The organism is Legionella antarctica (assembly GCF_011764505.1).
Taxonomy (GTDB): domain Bacteria; phylum Pseudomonadota; class Gammaproteobacteria; order Legionellales; family Legionellaceae; genus Legionella; species Legionella antarctica.
Genome location: NZ_AP022839.1, coordinates 1,330,422 through 1,346,351, shown reverse-complemented (window position 1 = coordinate 1,346,351; position 15,930 = coordinate 1,330,422). Strand labels below are relative to the sequence as shown.

The following is a 15,930-nucleotide window of genomic DNA, read 5'->3' as shown; positions in this document are numbered from 1 at the left end:
CCTGTCTGCTCCTGACATAACTTACCAGGCTGAAAGTCAAAAAGCGGGATGCTTTTAGTAAGCACTATCTTATCAAAATGAAAGAGAATACTACTTGGGTATATCCAAACCCAGATTATCACGCTTAAATACTCTGTCCGCTCGATAACTTGACCGAACAAGCGGACCCGAAGCGACCTCGAAGAATCCTTTTTCCAAACCGATTTGTCTCAACTCAGCAAAGGTCTCTGGAGTTACATAACGAGCAATAGGTAGATGATTTTTAGTGGGTTGTAAGTATTGGCCCAGAGTTAAAATATCCACATTATGAGCGCGTAAATCATCCATAGTTTGGATGATTTCTTCATCTGTTTCCCCCAATCCCAACATTAAACTGGTCTTTGTTAAAACTTCAGGTCTATATCGTTTGGCAAAAGCCAGGACATCCAAGGTTTGCTGGTATCCAGCTCTATTATCTCTTACTGGATGAGTCAAACGCTCTACTGTCTCTACATTTTGTGCAAATACATCTACCCCACTATCCAACAGCAAAGCAACATCCCTCTCTACCCCTTGAAAGTCTGGCGTTAAAGCCTCAACTTTAGTTTTTGGTGAACGGCTTTTAATGGCTTTGATCGCTTGAGCATAATGGCTTGCTCCCCCATCAGGTAAATCATCTCTATTTACTGAAGTCAAAACAACATAATCAAGGTTCATTAAGGCAACAGTATTAGCTGTATTTTCTGGTTCTTGAGCATCAAGCCAACCTTGGGGATTTCCTGTATCTACTGCGCAGAAACGGCAAGCACGAGTACAAACCGCCCCCATGAGCATAATAGTGGCAGTACCGTGAGACCAACATTCGGCAATATTAGGACATTTCGCTTCTTCACATACAGTTGCTAGTCGATGCTTTTGGACTTGTTCTTTCACTTGGTTATATGCAGGAGTAGTATGATTGACAATTCGTAACCATTTTGGTTTAGGTAAGCGCTCATGAGCATGGCCTGTAGACTTTACTCCATCTTTAATTGCCGTTACGCCATATGAGGTTTTATATTTCTGGCCACTTTCTACAACAATGGGAATATCTATCAGTTTACTCATGGTGTCACCTGAAAAACAAAGAGTAATGATGATCCCAAATCATAGCTACAAGATCAAGTCGAATTTTCTCAGAGAAAAAAAGACATCGAAACTCGTTCATAAATCTATAGCGATCCGCCAAGCTTTATAGAGTTTCAACGCGGTTTCGTCCTGCATTTTTTGCTTTATACATTGCATTGTCTGCACGCATAAATAACGCCTCCATGTCATCGTTCGCAATAATGGTAGTTAAGCCAAACGAGACGGTAACATCCACTTTCTGATTACGATAAAAAAACTGGCAATCTTCAATTAGCTTACGTAATTTTTCCAAAATGCGTTGAGCTGACTTGCTGGAGGTATTCTCGAAAATGAATACAAATTCCTCCCCCCCGATTCGCGCAATAAAATCTGCATCGCGAATTGATGACTTAAAAATCGTAGCAACTTTTTTAAGCACTTTATCTCCGGCTAAATGACCAAAGTTATCATTGATGTACTTAAAATGGTCTATATCACCTATTGCAAGTGATAGTACTTTAGATTTTTGTTTCCAACGCTGGATTGAGTCGATCACATGTTCTTCATAACATTCCCGGTTTGGTAACCCAGTCAGGCTATCGTGATTAATTCTATATTTTTGAAAAGAAAGAATACTCTTAATCTCTTCCGCATTTTGCTCTGATTCGTACAATTTTTCCTGCAATTCTACTACTTGTTTTTGATATTCTATTTCTCTATTTTTTTCACTATCGCGATAGTTTTTTATTCTACCCAATATCATTTTAAGATTTTTGTGAACCTTTACAGACAGTTCCTCAATAGTACAGGAGTTATCGAAATGATTTTTAATTTGCTCAATATGATCTTGTATTCCATGCTCCAATTGACGACTCTCATTCGAAGCCTGATTATGGATACCTGCTGTATTTTTCAGGTAAATATCAAAATCATGCAGTTGATTCGTTAACTGTTGTAGAAACCCCTTGAAACGATCCTGTTCAACATTGAATGCATCAACGACTAACTCGGTTAATCCATCGATAATTTTACTAAGCTTCTCTCCATTTAACTGCTCTTCCAAACTTATTTTAATATCCTCTCTTTTTGCATCCAAATCTTTAGGAATAGATAAATGATTTATAAGTTGTTGTAAACTTTCATTAACTTTGGGGCTAATTTCGGTGGCTTTCTCTTGAGAACCATTCTGCTTTGATATTTGGGGAATTTCTTCCAGGTCCCTTATAACCGAAGAGACACATTGAGTAAGCACTTCATTAAAATGAACAAGAATTACCTGGCTTTCAATTTCCTCATCCAACATTCTCTGCAATTTACTAACTGCTCTTTTATCATGTGATCTTTTAGCCAATCGACCAATAGATTCAGTACTCTGTTTCATCAGGTTTGTAAGGATTCGTGCATTTTCTGTTTGTTTCTTTTGTACTTTTTCGGGAATCTTGGCTAAAGAACTTACTTTTTTCTCTAAGGCGTCATAATCAAACTCAGCATCCAGCTGATTTCGAAGCTGAGTAAGATGATCATCCATTTCATAATTCAGACCTGCAGAAGTGATAATTAACTGATTGATAATATTTTTAAACGCATTAATTTGCAGTTGCATTTTGTCGCATTTAAGCTCATAGGTACTAATTGTATTAACAATCTTTTTCTTTAATTCGTGATCTATCATTTAAGAAGTCCTTTTACAGTTTACTAAAGTTGTCTCTTTTTTATGACTTCAAGTAAAAGCCTGGCATGTGATCCATCACATAATGGCGGCTTTTTGGTGCACTTACAATTACAAAAACAGAGTTCTTCTGTAAGCTCTGCTAGATAGGTAACTGATTTATCACCACAATCTCTTTTATCGCAAAGTGGTGGTGTTTGGCTTTCCCCACATCCACACCAAATATATTTTTTTCCTTTTTCTACTTCTAAGGAAATGGGAAATAAATTTTTATATTCTGACTCGGAATCCATATAAAGCCTTCTCTCTATAGTAATTATTATACTCTACCATCAAGGTTATTTTGTAAATTAATCATAAAAAAATATTTTTTACTCAGCTCTTCCAGGTATGCGAAGAACTGTTAAATTTACTTAAAAACAACCCAGCAATAAGCACGCATAGTATTACGAATAAAGACAGCAGCAGATTGGATAAAGCCCAAGGATAAATTATTAAAAACAAACCAACAGCCATGATGTATAATAGACCAATAGTATTTAATCGCTGCTTCAATTTTTCCAGGTATTTAATCTTAATCAAAATCACATATAAAATAAGGGTAAATATTAAAGGAACAAGATACATAATTTGATAAGCCAATTGGTATAATACAATATTCTTGTTCGATAAATGTTGATTATATAACCACTGCTGAAAAATATAAGACCAGTTCATTAAACAGGTCTGTTGATAAATCTGTAACATCAAGCCTAATAATAACGCTAATAAGAAAAAGAGATTACTTGTAGATCGGTGTCTGTAATATTGCCCTGCCATATAAAAGGTAAATAAACCAACCAAGGCTGCAGGCCATCTTAACCAAGGAAGTGATTCAAAAAAAGTACTGGTGTAAACCTGCTGGATAAAATGCACAACACCTAAAGCTAAAATAAATAAGCAACCAGAGAGTATCTGTCTTTTACGACTGTCTTGCATAAAAAGAAGAGCAAAAAAACCGCCGAGACAAAACAAGGCGCAAGGATTATAGGCATCCATTAAAGCAATAACCGTAATATATTTAACTGCCGTAGGATTTTCTGTCATTCCCGCATCAAACAAATTAGCATTAGCCCAACGCCGGAGCACATTAACATTAGCTGAAGTGAGCTTCCCTTTTTTTTCAATTTGTTCCTTGCAGTAATTAAGGGCGTGAAGAAGATCTTTTCCAGTTGTTTCATCGGTACCAAAACCTACCCATCTGGAATTACAAAAAAATATAGAAGGGACTGCGAAATCGCTCATTTGCTGATCTTCTAATAATTGATTAAACCGTTTTAAATCACTTTTGTCTTTATCAATAGTGTATCGGGTTACATGCAACCAAGGTGAACTACTTTCTATTTTTTGAAAAAAAGCATCTGCTTTGTGACAATGAGTGCACGTGGATGAAAGAAACAACTCTACATTAATGACAATCTTTTTATCAGCTTCCTGAATGTACCAGCGTGGTGATAAGCTACTTGCCCATAAACTGGAACCAAGCATAAAAAGAACTAATGAAATTCGAAATACTGCCCACATAAGTATATTCGCTTATAATAAAAACAACACTATAACATTCCGTTTTAATTTTGAGAAATTTTATGTTTTTCAAGGATCTAGGTCATATTGATAATTGGTCTTTCTACCTACTGCGATTTAATTCCTGAGAGATTCTCCGCAAATTTAATAATCAATCATTTTATTGCGGGAAATATCGCTGTAGACAATTAGACTAGAAAACTATTTTTTTTAATCAACACAAGCATGAGTTAATTCATTTATTTTATTTCATTTGGGCGCTTGTAGTCTCGAGATAATATTGATAAAAATCAATATCTTATATCTACTTATCTATAAAGAAATCAAATTCTCTGCCGGTCATAGCAAAAGTAAACGGGCTGACTATTGATTAATATAGTTTTCCAAATGTTCTACTTCTCTCGCCTTATCCTCCAAAAGGTGATAGAGCAGATCGCCGATGGATAAAATGGCTATAAATTCATTTTTTTCGCAGATTAAGATATGCCTTCGCTTTGTATCAGTCATAACCTGCATCGCTTTCTCAACCAAATCATGTGTAGCAAGAACTGTTACTTTAGTAAAAACTACGTCAGATGCCTTTGCTTTGTTAATATCAATACCCTTATGCAAGCAAGAAAAAAGTATATCTCGCTCACTCACTATACCAATCAATTTATCATCGTTATCAAGTACGACTAAGGCACCGATATTATTCTCTGCCATTATATCAATACATTTTTTTACGCAGTCATCTGCCTTAATGTATACAATTTTTCTTGGGGGCCTTGGTAACACACTATGAATTAAGTGAGCCATTTCTCTCTCCATGAAGCAAATTAGTATTTAAAAGATACTGTATAAATATAGCACAATAACCGGACTAGAATGAGATATTACTATCTTAATTTAGAGGTGAGAGAATTTTTAACTGTCTGTTTCGAGTTGTTGATTTGATTTCATAATTAACGATTTGTGGGGCGTTTCATTAAACTTGCACTCACTTCAAATGGATGACATACAAACGAGGCATTTCAATAGTAATCAAACTGCCTCGTTTTATTCTTGGAGATGGGGTAGCTTATTATTCAGTGCGCGATAGCTATGAATTAACTACGCGCCATGAGCCGTCAGCTTGACGACATGCTTTACCGTAAATTTGTTGATTCTTACCGCCTATCATTGCTTTAGTAATATACTCACGACATGGTTGTTGTGCGTGATAATAAGTCCGAGTCGGTTTTACGGTATAACGATACCCTGTGTCCGGATTAGACCAAACCACTGCTCTACCTGTTGGTGCTGTTTCTAAAGCACGTTGCATTTCAAGTCGGTCTTGTCTGTCCATAGTTTTACCAATTTGACCACCCAAATATGCACCTAGAAGAGCCCCACCGGCCGCAGCCATCACTTTGCCAGAGCCGCTACCGAATTGACTACCCAGCAATCCGCCTACTACACCACCGCCGATGGTACCTACACCTTCATTATTCATTGAAGCACAGCCGACTAACAAAAACGATAAAGATAACGATGCAACAGTTAATTTTTTCATCATATATCACCTGATTTAAGGGTTACAAACCGGTTGCCATTCTACCATCACGCTCAGTTATTATCCACAGGTTAATTTTGACGCACACGTTCAGTAATTTTACAAAGTAGCTCATAGCCTATAGTACTCGCGGATGATGCAATACGTTCTACTGGAATATGCTCTCCCCAAAGTTCAACATCATCACCGATCTGAACATCTGGTCGATCGGTTAAATCAATCGTTAACATGTCCATAGATACCCTGCCGACAATAGCAACCTCACGCTCTTTGACCCACACGGGAGTATTTGCTGATATGTGCCGGGGATATCCATCACCATAGCCTGCCGCTACAACGCCAATAACTGAAGGTTTATTACTCTTCCAGGTTCCGCCATAGCCTACTTGAGCAAGAGGAGGATTATGATGAATAGCAGTAATTGCAGACCTAAAACGCATTACAGGAATTAAGCCTAACTGCTCAGCATTCTGATTGGTAAACGGAGAAACGCCATATAACATAATACCTGCTCTAATTACATCAGCATGAGCTTGAGGAAGAGCAATAATTGCTGCTGAATTTGCCATGCTACGCTGGCTAACTCCTGATAACTCTATATTTTGAAAAGAAGAAATTTGCTGAGCATTTTCTCTCCTTTCAGGCTCATCCGCACAAGCTAGATGAGTCATTAGAGTAATACTCTTGTCGACCCAGGGGCAGGTATGCAAAGCATGCATTACGTCCTGCAACTCTTGAGCTTTAAAGCCCAAGCGATTCATCCCTGTATTCACCTTGAGCCATATCTTAATCGAGCTAGATAAAGGAGTATTTAGAAGCCACTGCAATTGCCGTACGTTATGTAGTGCACAACCAAATTGATGTTGCACGGCAGTATGATATTCATCATTGCTAAAGACTCCCTGAAAAAGAATGCAATGCGTTTTACTACCTAGTGCCCGAATAGCCAGTGCCTCTTCAAGACAAGCAACCCCAAAAGCGTCTACTTGTCCTTCTAATACAGGAACAACTGCACTCACACCACAGCCGTATGCGTTAGCCTTTACCATAGCAACCACTTTCTTATTTGGAGCAAAGCGTTTTATCTGTAATAAATTATGTACTAAAGCACCAGGTTCTATAAGTACTTTGGTAGGTCTTGTCACCTTAATCTACCCCTTGATAACCATTAAAAGCTAAATCTTCAAATCGCGTAAATTTACCGATGAATGCCACACGCACTTTACCTATTGGTCCATTTCTTTGTTTGGCAATAATAATTTCCGCAGTTCCTTTCTCGGGACTGTCTTCATTATAAACCTCATCCCTATAAATAAAACAGATCAAATCCGCATCTTGCTCAATAGCACCTGATTCCCTTAAATCTGACATTACCGGACGCTTATCAGCACGTTGTTCAAGACTTCGATTCAACTGTGACAATGCAATGACAGGAACTTGTAATTCTTTCGCAAGAGATTTAAGACTTCGTGAAATCTCGGAGATCTCCGCCGTTCGATTATCGGCACTAAATCCAGGCGCTTTCATTAATTGCAAGTAATCCACTACGATGAGTCCTAAAGAGCCATGCTCCTTTGCCAAGCGTCGCGCACGAGCCCTCATCTCTCCCGGACTTAATGCGGGTGTATCATCAATAAATAAAGGTGCCTCTGAAAGCATATGAACCGCCGAAGTAACTCGAGGCCAATCATCATCATCTAATTTACCCGTTCTGATGCGATGCTGATCGATACGACCCAAAGAGGACATCATCCTCATCGCTAAGGAATCAGCAGGCATTTCCATAGAAAAAACAAGTACTGGTTTACCTGCTTTAATGGCAGCATGCTCTGCCATATTCATGACTAAAGTTGTTTTACCCATGGAGGGACGGCCCGCAACAATAACTAAATCTGAAGGCTGCAAACCAGAGGTCATTTCATCTAAATCAGATAGTCCTGTAGCAAGGCCTGTGATTGCGTCCCCATTGTGGTATAACTGATCAATCTTTTCTACGGCGCGGACAAGAATTGATTTAATGTTCTCTGGCCCCCCATCGCCGGCAGTTTGCTCACCTATAGCAAATACTTTAGTTTCTGCAAAATCTAATAATTCAGGCACTTCCCTACCAGCTGGATTATAAGCAGAATCTGCAATTTCCGTAGCAACGGAGATAAGTTGTCGTTGGACTGATTTTTCTCGAACTATATCCGCATAGGCAGTAACGTTAGCTACACTAGGAGTATTATTAGCCAATTCAAATAAATAAGCTTCACCACCTGCATCATCCAATTCATTATGGGTTTTCAAGGCATCCAGCAAGGTAACTACGTCAAAGGGCTGGTCCTTTTTGACTAAAGCACCTATAGCTCTAAATAAAATTCGATGCTCAGTACGATAAAAATCAGCCTCGCATAATTTGGTGCTGATTTTATCCCAAACCTGATTATCCAGCATTAGGCCGCCAATAATGGATTGCTCAGCCTCCGCTGAGTGAGGAGGGCGTTTCAAGGGATCAACTGTTTTTTTGGGACTTTGCAGTTCTAACATAGCGCAACACAATAGTTAAGTTAAAGAGAACGGAGGTGGTAATGACATTACACCACAATAAAGAATAACCATTGTAATAGTCTTTAAAAAAAAAGACACACCTATGTGTGTCTTTTCGTAACTTATTTTTAAGTCTTGATTTTATTTAACCCAAGTTTGAGTTCTGCCGAGCATAGATATACCAACATAACCTCTAACATAAAGTTTATTACCTTTAAGCGTCATCTTGGCTTTATAAATCTTACCAGTTTTGGGATCAAGTATAGAACCACCACCCCATACTCCATTTCCTTGGTCTTTTAATCCCCAGACAAAAGTCAGGCCTTGAATTTTTTTCCCTTTAAAAGCACCTGGACACTTGGAGCAAATTCCAGTATCACCTGCTTGAGGGTATACTTTCATTATAGTGCCATTTAAAGTGCCCCCTGATTCGGACAATCGAACCACTGCTCTTTTTGCACCGGTTTTATCATCAATGGTAGTCCAGGTACCTGCAGGTGACGCTGCTGCCATTACCAAAGGTAAATAACACACTGTTAAAACAAAACCACAAATAACGTTCCATGCTTTCATTATTATCTCCATTATTTCAATCTCTTAAATCATAATCTATGATCCGTAAATTTACCAATTTTAATGCTGTTTTTTATTAAAAATAAAATGAATCGCGACACGTAGGTAGAGGTGCCTGTTATAAAATAGCAGTGCGACGATTAAAATAACTCTGTAACCAATACCATCCCTAACTTTTAGAAGCATAGGCTGGACAATCTAACGACACAAACCAAGGAAATTCTGAGATAGTATAAACGATCTCACCCAGTTAAAAAGCCCAGCATACATCAAGTATGTGAGAATTTTTTACCGGGTGAGATCATTCAGGATGGGCCAAATCTGGCCGTTTAGGTGAGGGGCATGAAAAATTGGGCAAGATCCTCTTCACTCAAACTCATAGTCTTGGAGGAATCTGCAGACAATATTCCATCAACTAACTGTCTTTTTCTCTCTTGCATTCCTAAAATGGCCTCTTCGACAGTGCCTGATGTTATTAATTTATAAACAAATACTGGATTTTCTTGACCTATACGATGGGTTCTATCTGTCGCTTGATCTTCAACTGCCGGATTCCACCAGGGGTCGTAATGAATTACCGTATCAGCACGCGTTAAATTAAGCCCCGTTCCTCCCGCTTTTAGACTAATTAAAAAGATAGGTGTTTTACCTTCCTGAAACTGCTCAACTAAAGCCTGTCTGTTTTGCGTTTGACCAGTTAATTTTAAGTACTCATATTGTTTCGCATTTAATTGCTCTTCGATTAGTTTCAGCATGGAGGTGAATTGAGAAAACACCAGTACGCGTCGCCCTTCTTCAACCAGATTATCAAGCAACTCCATTAAAGCCTCAAGTTTACTTGATGTTCCATGAGCTATAGCTGCCTCGGGCAAAGACAACAACCTGGGATCACAGCAAACTTGGCGCAATTTTAGCAGGGCATCTAATAATAAAATATGACTTTTACCTAAACCTTGTTTGGCGATTGCATCACGGACCTTCTTCTCCATACTCATCCGAATTGCTTCGTACAGATCGCGTTGCGGACCAACTATGTCTATCGAGCGAATCATTTCGGTTTTAGGAGGCAATTCACTGGCCACTTGATTTTTTGTCCTTCGGAGCATGAATGGCTTAACTCTTTTAGCTAATAATTCTCTTCTATCCAAATCAGCATATTTCTCTATGGGGGTTCTAAACCAGAGCCTGAATTGTTTCGCATCACCTAAGAGGCCGGGGATTAAAAAATGAAATAACGACCACAGCTCACCTAAATGATTTTCTAAAGGTGTCCCGGTAAGACATAAACGATGTGATGCCTTCAATTGTTGAATAATTTGCGTGGTTTTAGTCCGTGCGTTTTTTATAAACTGTGCTTCATCCAAAATAAGATAATAAAAAGAATATGTAATAAATTTTTCTTTATCCCGATGAATTAATCCGTAAGTAGAAATCACGAGATCGTAATCATCAAAATTATCCTGATGTCTTTCGCTGCCATGATAAATCAGAACAGTTAATTCAGGAGTAAAGCGTTTTGCCTCAGCCAGCCAATTACCCACAAGACTGGTTGGGGCTACTATCAAGGTAGCATTTTGCAGCCTGCCCTGTTCTTTTTCATATTGTAAATGGGCAAGTGTTTGTATTGTTTTACCTAAGCCCATATCATCTGCCAAAATACCATTAAAACGACTTGCTCTTAAAAATTGTAACCAGTTTAATCCATACTGTTGATAGTCTCTTAAATTGGCGTTTAAGCCCACTGGAGGAGTAATTTCAGGCAGGTTAGTTAATTTAATTAGTTGGGTTAATTCTTCACGAAAATCTTCAGCTCCTTGCCAACGTGCATTAGTTGCAGCAATTGCCAATTCCGCCTCTTGCATCAGGATCAATTGATATTTATTAATTTGCAAATGTTGATGAGGATCAATTTGACGCAAACCAAACTGCAACAATAAGCGAACGAGCGGTTTGATTCGCCCCATTTGCAATTGTAACGCTCTCCCGTCATGTAAGGGCAGTTTAACAAGCTGTGAGTCTGGCAAACTATCTAAATCCTCCCCATTGTATCGTTGAATGAGATCTGCGACTAAAGGAACAATACTTACTGGGCTGCCTTCAACCAAAATACCCAATTGATATGAAAAGAAATCCGTAGTGCTTTCATGTAAATCTGAATACCACTCCACCTCATCAGCACTAATGATTTCCTGATATAAGGGGCTGGCAAATTCTATTCGCCATCCTTGACTTTTCAGTTTAGGGATCGCTTTATTGTAAAGAGTTTCCAAATCAGCTTGTACTTTAATATTCTTTAATACCAAGTATGAGTTTTCTTTTAAATCCAAATTATAATTTTCCCATTTGTGGATGGGTCTTAAATTGATGAATTGATGAAGTTCCAGAAGTTTTGATGCCTCAAAATGTGTATCACGTTTATATTCACATAATATATCTTTTTGCTCACGCACCACTGTGGCACAATCTTCACTACTGGCAATAATTAATCCTGAATAATCAAAAGCTATTTTTGCAACAAATAACGCATTAATATCTTCCTCTTTATCATAAAACCAGGAAGACTCATTCTCATATTCACAGATCGCATCGAGAATAAGAACAGGCACAGGAGTAATCTCCTGGGTTTCACGCTTTTCAAAAACTCGTGGTGTAGGAAACTCTGGGCATGTTTTAGCCATTTTTTCGGCCAGTAACTTTGCCTGTTCAAGAGGAATGGGGGGAGCTTCAAGTAAATGGCGAAGCTGTTTGACTGGATAGGAAGTATTTAAGCAGCCCATCACTGATTCTGTAGCATTATAATACCAACACTCATCCAATAATAATGGAGTCAGAGTTTTATTATCTTGCATTAATAATAGACTTTGATTTCCATTTGGAGAGAGAACCCATTGACATATTCCTGTGAGTTCCTCTCCCATCTGGATAGGTTCTTCTGCATCCACGTTAAAAAAAGCTCTACCCGTAGATATGATTCTGCTTAAAAGTTCACTGTTACGAATAGTTAAGTGGTCAAACCACCCGGAAACACCACATTTAAATAATAATTGCGCCACGATATCATTATCATCTCCGATGAAATGCTGTTTTTTAGAGTCAGGAAGACTGTTAAAAATAATTCTTTTTCCATATCCACCACGTTTTAATAGCTTGGCTAGAGCTAAGTCAATGCTGACTTTATGCTCATGTCCATCTAATCTTAAAGTAATTATATAATTCAAATGATGCGTTGCTTCATGCTTTTTAACTGAAGTTTCTTCCTGAGCACGAAGATTTTTTAACCAGGTATCTAACTTTCTGTCTAATTTATCCAAAGGGATGGAGGACGTATTGTTTACTTTTTCTCTATCGCGCAATGCAAACAGACAAGCAGCCGCATGCTTACAGTTAATTTGATAAGCACAGGTACAACGAGACGGCTTTCCTGGCCAAGCTTTTAAATCCATATGAATATCATAGATCTGACTTGAGCTGCCCTTGACTCGCCCCTTTAATAAGCCATCACTTAAACGAATATTCAGTACCTGGCCTTTTTGAAAATATTCTTGTCCTCGTAACAATATTCTTGATTCAAAAGCTTCTGGCATTTTAGATATTGCTTCATTTAGCATAGGATAGATTAGTCCAGGCAAAAGGGTCTATTGTAGTCAATTTTTAGTCTAATTGACAATTGTATCTGAGAGTTAACGAAAAATTATCTCCAGTAAGGGGGTGTGACCTCGAATTGATGTAACAATTGATGGTAGCACTTACGAACCCAACTGAGCCAAACCCACTAAACCTGCTTGATTAATACGATCCCAAAATTGTTTCCATCGACCTTTGGTAGACATCAATGCCCTTAAACGAAGTACCATAGCGATCCTCTGAGTTTTCCACTTCATTCCTGATTGGCCGAGACGCTGTTTAATGAGTGTTTTGCAGGCAGCTTCAGTTACCCCTGAACCGATTGAGAAATTTTGCGACTGATATTGGCTATAGTTCATACGGTGTTTTTGGTTGCTAAAGTAGGTGATTGCACTTTTTAATTTACTAACAAGCTCCTGCCATGCAATCTGGTTAGCCCTAACAATTAGTTTGTACTTAATGGCAAAGTGATTTAATTGAGTTTTATCTTTAACATTTCCAGCTTGCAATAGGCAATAATAGAAGCATAAATATGATTACACTGTGTTTTGACGGTTCTAGTGGGAGACTTGGTTAAGCTTGCGTTTTGCTTAATTGATTTGTGGTACTCTTCAATCCGCCACCGTTTCTAGTACACTTCATAAAGACGTTCGGCACTACTTAGCATGTCATTAGAAACAAGATAGAGAATTCCTGTTGAACCGTTTTCGTTTTTGAATACTTTTTTCAGGAGCCTCACTGGGAAGTCTAGGCCTTTAAGCCAGACTGTTTGGGCTACATCCTCTTCAACATCTAATGCTCTTACTTGTTGGTACCGTCCGTTTTTGGCATCGTTTTCAGATAAGGCTAATGTTCGGTTAGACTTGATTCCAATGATAAACGTAAGCGCCAAAGCAACCCCATCTACACAGGACAAGTGAATTAACTCAAACTCCTTTAAATTACAAACAAAGGAGACATGAGTATGAGTTCAAATCGACAGGCCTATTGGTCAGAGCAAAACAGCCTCTGGGAATCAAGTGGATTAGCGCAACCAAAATTTTGTGAACAACAAGGTCTGGTATATAAGCAATTTGTTTATTGGCGCGGAAGACTTAATAAAAAGATCTCCGGGAACGCTGAGCCGAAGCTGTTGAAGGTATCAACGACCCCAGCACGTGAACTATCCCAAGTTAAAGCTGCGCCGACATCCTGTCTGGAAGTTATCCTACCTACGGGTATTAAATTGCACATTAAAACTGAAGCAGACATCAGCAAAGCCAGTGCGCTTATCCAGCTATTAGGCGATGCACGATGATATCATTTGACCAGCAGCAGATTTATTTATACAGCCAGCCCATAGATATGCGCAAATCAATTAACGGCTTGAGTTATATTATTAGTGACCTATCGAGCCATATAGTACAAGATGGTTCACTGACTCTATTCTATAATCGGGCTCGTGATAAAGTGAAGTTGCTGTACTGGGACAAGAATGGCTTTGTCCTGATTTATAAACGTCTGGAAAAAGGCCGGTTTAAAATCATAAAATATGATGAAAATATGGATGTTGCAACACTTGATAACAAGCAATTAAGTTGGTTATTGGCAGGCCTTGATTATGACCTGATGGCTCAGAATAAAGCCCTTGATTACAGTGGTTTTTATTAATGAAACGTGTTGGTTTTATTGGGTCAAATGATGGTTTGGCCACTGGTTTTTTGGTATAATAAGCCCATGAAAAAGACCAATTACATCACTCAAAAAGACTCCAAAACCATGGAACAAATGGTGGCTGATTTACAGCTGAAATTGGTCGAGTCCGAGAAAAAACACCAAGAACATATTCAATCAAAAGACATTATTATTTCTGCGCTGCACCATCAGCTCTTTGTATTAAAAAACGCTAAATTTGGCCGAAAAAGCGAGAAGCTTGAAGAAGACAAACAGCTGGATTTAGGCTTTGATGAAGCAGAACTGTTGAGCTCACAAGATGTTACATCTGAAGAAGTTATTGAAACCAAAACCATTACGATTAAAAAGAAAAAACCTGGCCGCAAGCCACTCCCCTCAAACATGCCTTATATCGAGCACATTCATGACATCAATGATGCAGACAAACACTGTGCTTGCGGTTGTGCCTTAACACACATTGGCAATGAAACCAGTGAGCAACTTGATGTATTGCCTCAAGTCACTTATCGCGTGATTCACATCAGAAGAAAATACGCCTGCAAGTCATGCGAAGATACTATTAAAACAGCCAAGCCACCTAAACAACCTTTTCCAAAGAGCATTGCCACGGCAGGTCTTGTGGCAGCGGTCATTGATGCTAAGTTCAACCGTCATTTACCTCTATATCGCCAAGAGGATATGTTTAAAAGCATGGGCGCTGAGATTAGTCGTACTAATTTGGGTAACTGGGTGGTAAAAGCTGCCGAGCTGCTCAAGCCCATCGTTGATAAAATGGTGACACAAATACAAAGCTATGATGTAGCCTATGCTGATGAAACCGTACTTCAAGTCCTTAATGAACAAGGCAAGTTATCAACCAGCACCTCCTACATGTGGCTTTTTGGTGGGGGTCCACCAGATAAGCGCTGTTTTGTTTATCAATATCATTCGAGTCGCCAAGATGCGATTGCCAAGCAGTTCTTTGATTCGTTTGAAGGCTATCTTCATGCCGATTGCTACAGTGCTTATGTAAATCTTGATAAGTCGCGCATTAAGCATGTTGCTTGTATGGCGCATGCCAGACGTTACTTTGTTGATATTGTCAAAGCCACTAAAAACAAACCCGGTATTGCTAAATCAGCGGTTGAGTGGTTCGCGAAACTTTATGCTATTGAAAAGCGCTTAAAAGAAGACAAGGCAACAAATGAGCAAGTTAAACAGGCACGAATGACTGAAGCCAAGCCGATTTTAAGTGAGTTCAAGCAGTGGTTGTTAACACAACAAAAAACCACCTTGCCAAAGTCGCCACTCGGAAAAGCACTTTTTTATTCAATAAAGCACTGGGATAGTCTCACGCAATACATTAATGATGGTCGGCTTGAAATAGATAATAATCGTTCTGAACGCGCCATCAAACCCTTTGTGATCGGGCGGAAAAATTGGTTGTTTAATACATCAACTAAAGGTGCTGATGCTTCGAGTATTCTCTTTTCTCTAGTGCAAACATGCAAAGAGCATAGCGTGGATGTCTTTGCTTACTTTAAATTCGCGCTTGAGAGTGTCGCCAAATGTAATAATGAGCATGATATTCAACTCTTATTGCCCTACAACGTCAACCCAGAGTTACTCAAGGATCAAAGAATCATTCCTGTTTTACAGTATGAAGACAAGTAGGTCTTTGGTTTGGCGCTTACTGATA

The 15,930-nt window shown here is 38.7% G+C and carries 14 protein-coding genes and 1 pseudogene; 3 read left to right on the top strand and 12 right to left on the bottom strand.

Annotated features, from left to right (window positions below):
- Window positions 1-90: 90 nt before the first annotated feature.
- The 12 genes and pseudogenes from lipA to HRS36_RS06350 form a co-directional block, all read right to left on the bottom strand.
- A complete protein-coding gene (gene lipA, locus HRS36_RS06405) occupies window positions 91-1,086 on the bottom strand; it encodes a lipoyl synthase (protein ID WP_173236650.1) in 996 nt (331 codons plus the stop codon).
- A 124-nt stretch (window positions 1,087-1,210) separates the two neighbouring features.
- The gene (locus HRS36_RS06400) at window positions 1,211-2,758 is read right to left on the bottom strand and encodes a GGDEF domain-containing protein (RefSeq protein ID WP_173236649.1); all 1,548 of its coding nucleotides are present in this window, start codon (window positions 2,756-2,758) and stop codon (window positions 1,211-1,213) included.
- Window positions 2,759-2,781: 23 nt separating this feature from the next.
- Window positions 2,782-3,048: a CDGSH iron-sulfur domain-containing protein gene (locus HRS36_RS06395; protein ID WP_173236648.1), complete on the bottom strand. Its 267-nt coding sequence runs from the start codon at window positions 3,046-3,048 to the stop codon at window positions 2,782-2,784.
- 82 nt (window positions 3,049-3,130) lie between these two features.
- Window positions 3,131-4,318, bottom strand: coding sequence for a hypothetical protein (locus HRS36_RS06390; RefSeq protein WP_173236647.1), 1,188 nt, complete (start codon window positions 4,316-4,318; stop codon window positions 3,131-3,133).
- Window positions 4,319-4,681: 363 nt separating this feature from the next.
- Window positions 4,682-5,116: a CBS domain-containing protein gene (locus HRS36_RS06385; RefSeq protein WP_173236646.1), complete on the bottom strand. Its 435-nt coding sequence runs from the start codon at window positions 5,114-5,116 to the stop codon at window positions 4,682-4,684.
- Between the two features lie 283 nt (window positions 5,117-5,399).
- A complete protein-coding gene (locus tag HRS36_RS06380; protein ID WP_173238479.1) occupies window positions 5,400-5,852 on the bottom strand; it encodes an RT0821/Lpp0805 family surface protein in 453 nt (150 codons plus the stop codon).
- 71 nt (window positions 5,853-5,923) lie between these two features.
- Complete coding sequence (gene alr / locus HRS36_RS06375; protein WP_173236645.1) at window positions 5,924-6,997, bottom strand: alanine racemase; 1,074 nt, start codon at window positions 6,995-6,997, stop codon at window positions 5,924-5,926.
- 1 nt (window position 6,998) lies between these two features.
- Window positions 6,999-8,381, bottom strand: a complete 1,383-nt coding sequence (dnaB, locus tag HRS36_RS06370; RefSeq protein ID WP_173236644.1) for a replicative DNA helicase — start codon at window positions 8,379-8,381, stop codon at window positions 6,999-7,001.
- A 141-nt stretch (window positions 8,382-8,522) separates the two neighbouring features.
- On the bottom strand, window positions 8,523-8,954 hold the full coding sequence (locus HRS36_RS06365) for a DUF2147 domain-containing protein (protein WP_173236643.1): 432 nt from the start codon (window positions 8,952-8,954) through the stop codon (window positions 8,523-8,525).
- A gap of 329 nt (window positions 8,955-9,283) precedes the next feature.
- Window positions 9,284-12,562: a DEAD/DEAH box helicase gene (locus HRS36_RS06360; RefSeq protein WP_173236642.1), complete on the bottom strand. Its 3,279-nt coding sequence runs from the start codon at window positions 12,560-12,562 to the stop codon at window positions 9,284-9,286.
- A gap of 138 nt (window positions 12,563-12,700) precedes the next feature.
- Window positions 12,701-12,997, bottom strand: a pseudogene (locus tag HRS36_RS06355) (ISKra4 family transposase); the annotation flags it as partial.
- A gap of 209 nt (window positions 12,998-13,206) precedes the next feature.
- On the bottom strand, window positions 13,207-13,494 hold the full coding sequence (locus HRS36_RS06350; RefSeq protein WP_173236641.1) for a hypothetical protein: 288 nt from the start codon (window positions 13,492-13,494) through the stop codon (window positions 13,207-13,209).
- 48 nt (window positions 13,495-13,542) lie between these two features.
- Between HRS36_RS06350 and tnpA the strand changes: the two genes are divergently transcribed.
- Genes tnpA through tnpC form a run of 3 tightly spaced genes read left to right on the top strand, consistent with a single transcriptional unit; the run spans window position 13,543 to window position 15,905 of the window.
- Window positions 13,543-13,875: an IS66 family insertion sequence element accessory protein TnpA gene (tnpA, locus tag HRS36_RS06345; RefSeq protein WP_173236269.1), complete on the top strand. Its 333-nt coding sequence runs from the start codon at window positions 13,543-13,545 to the stop codon at window positions 13,873-13,875.
- Window positions 13,872-14,228: an IS66 family insertion sequence element accessory protein TnpB gene (gene tnpB / locus HRS36_RS06340; RefSeq protein ID WP_173236292.1), complete on the top strand. Its 357-nt coding sequence runs from the start codon at window positions 13,872-13,874 to the stop codon at window positions 14,226-14,228. Before tnpA ends, tnpB begins: the two co-directional genes overlap by 4 nt.
- Before the next feature lie 27 nt (window positions 14,229-14,255).
- On the top strand, window positions 14,256-15,905 hold the full coding sequence (tnpC, locus tag HRS36_RS06335; RefSeq protein WP_226905466.1) for an IS66 family transposase: 1,650 nt from the start codon (window positions 14,256-14,258) through the stop codon (window positions 15,903-15,905).
- The last annotated feature ends 25 nt before the right edge of the window (window positions 15,906-15,930 follow it).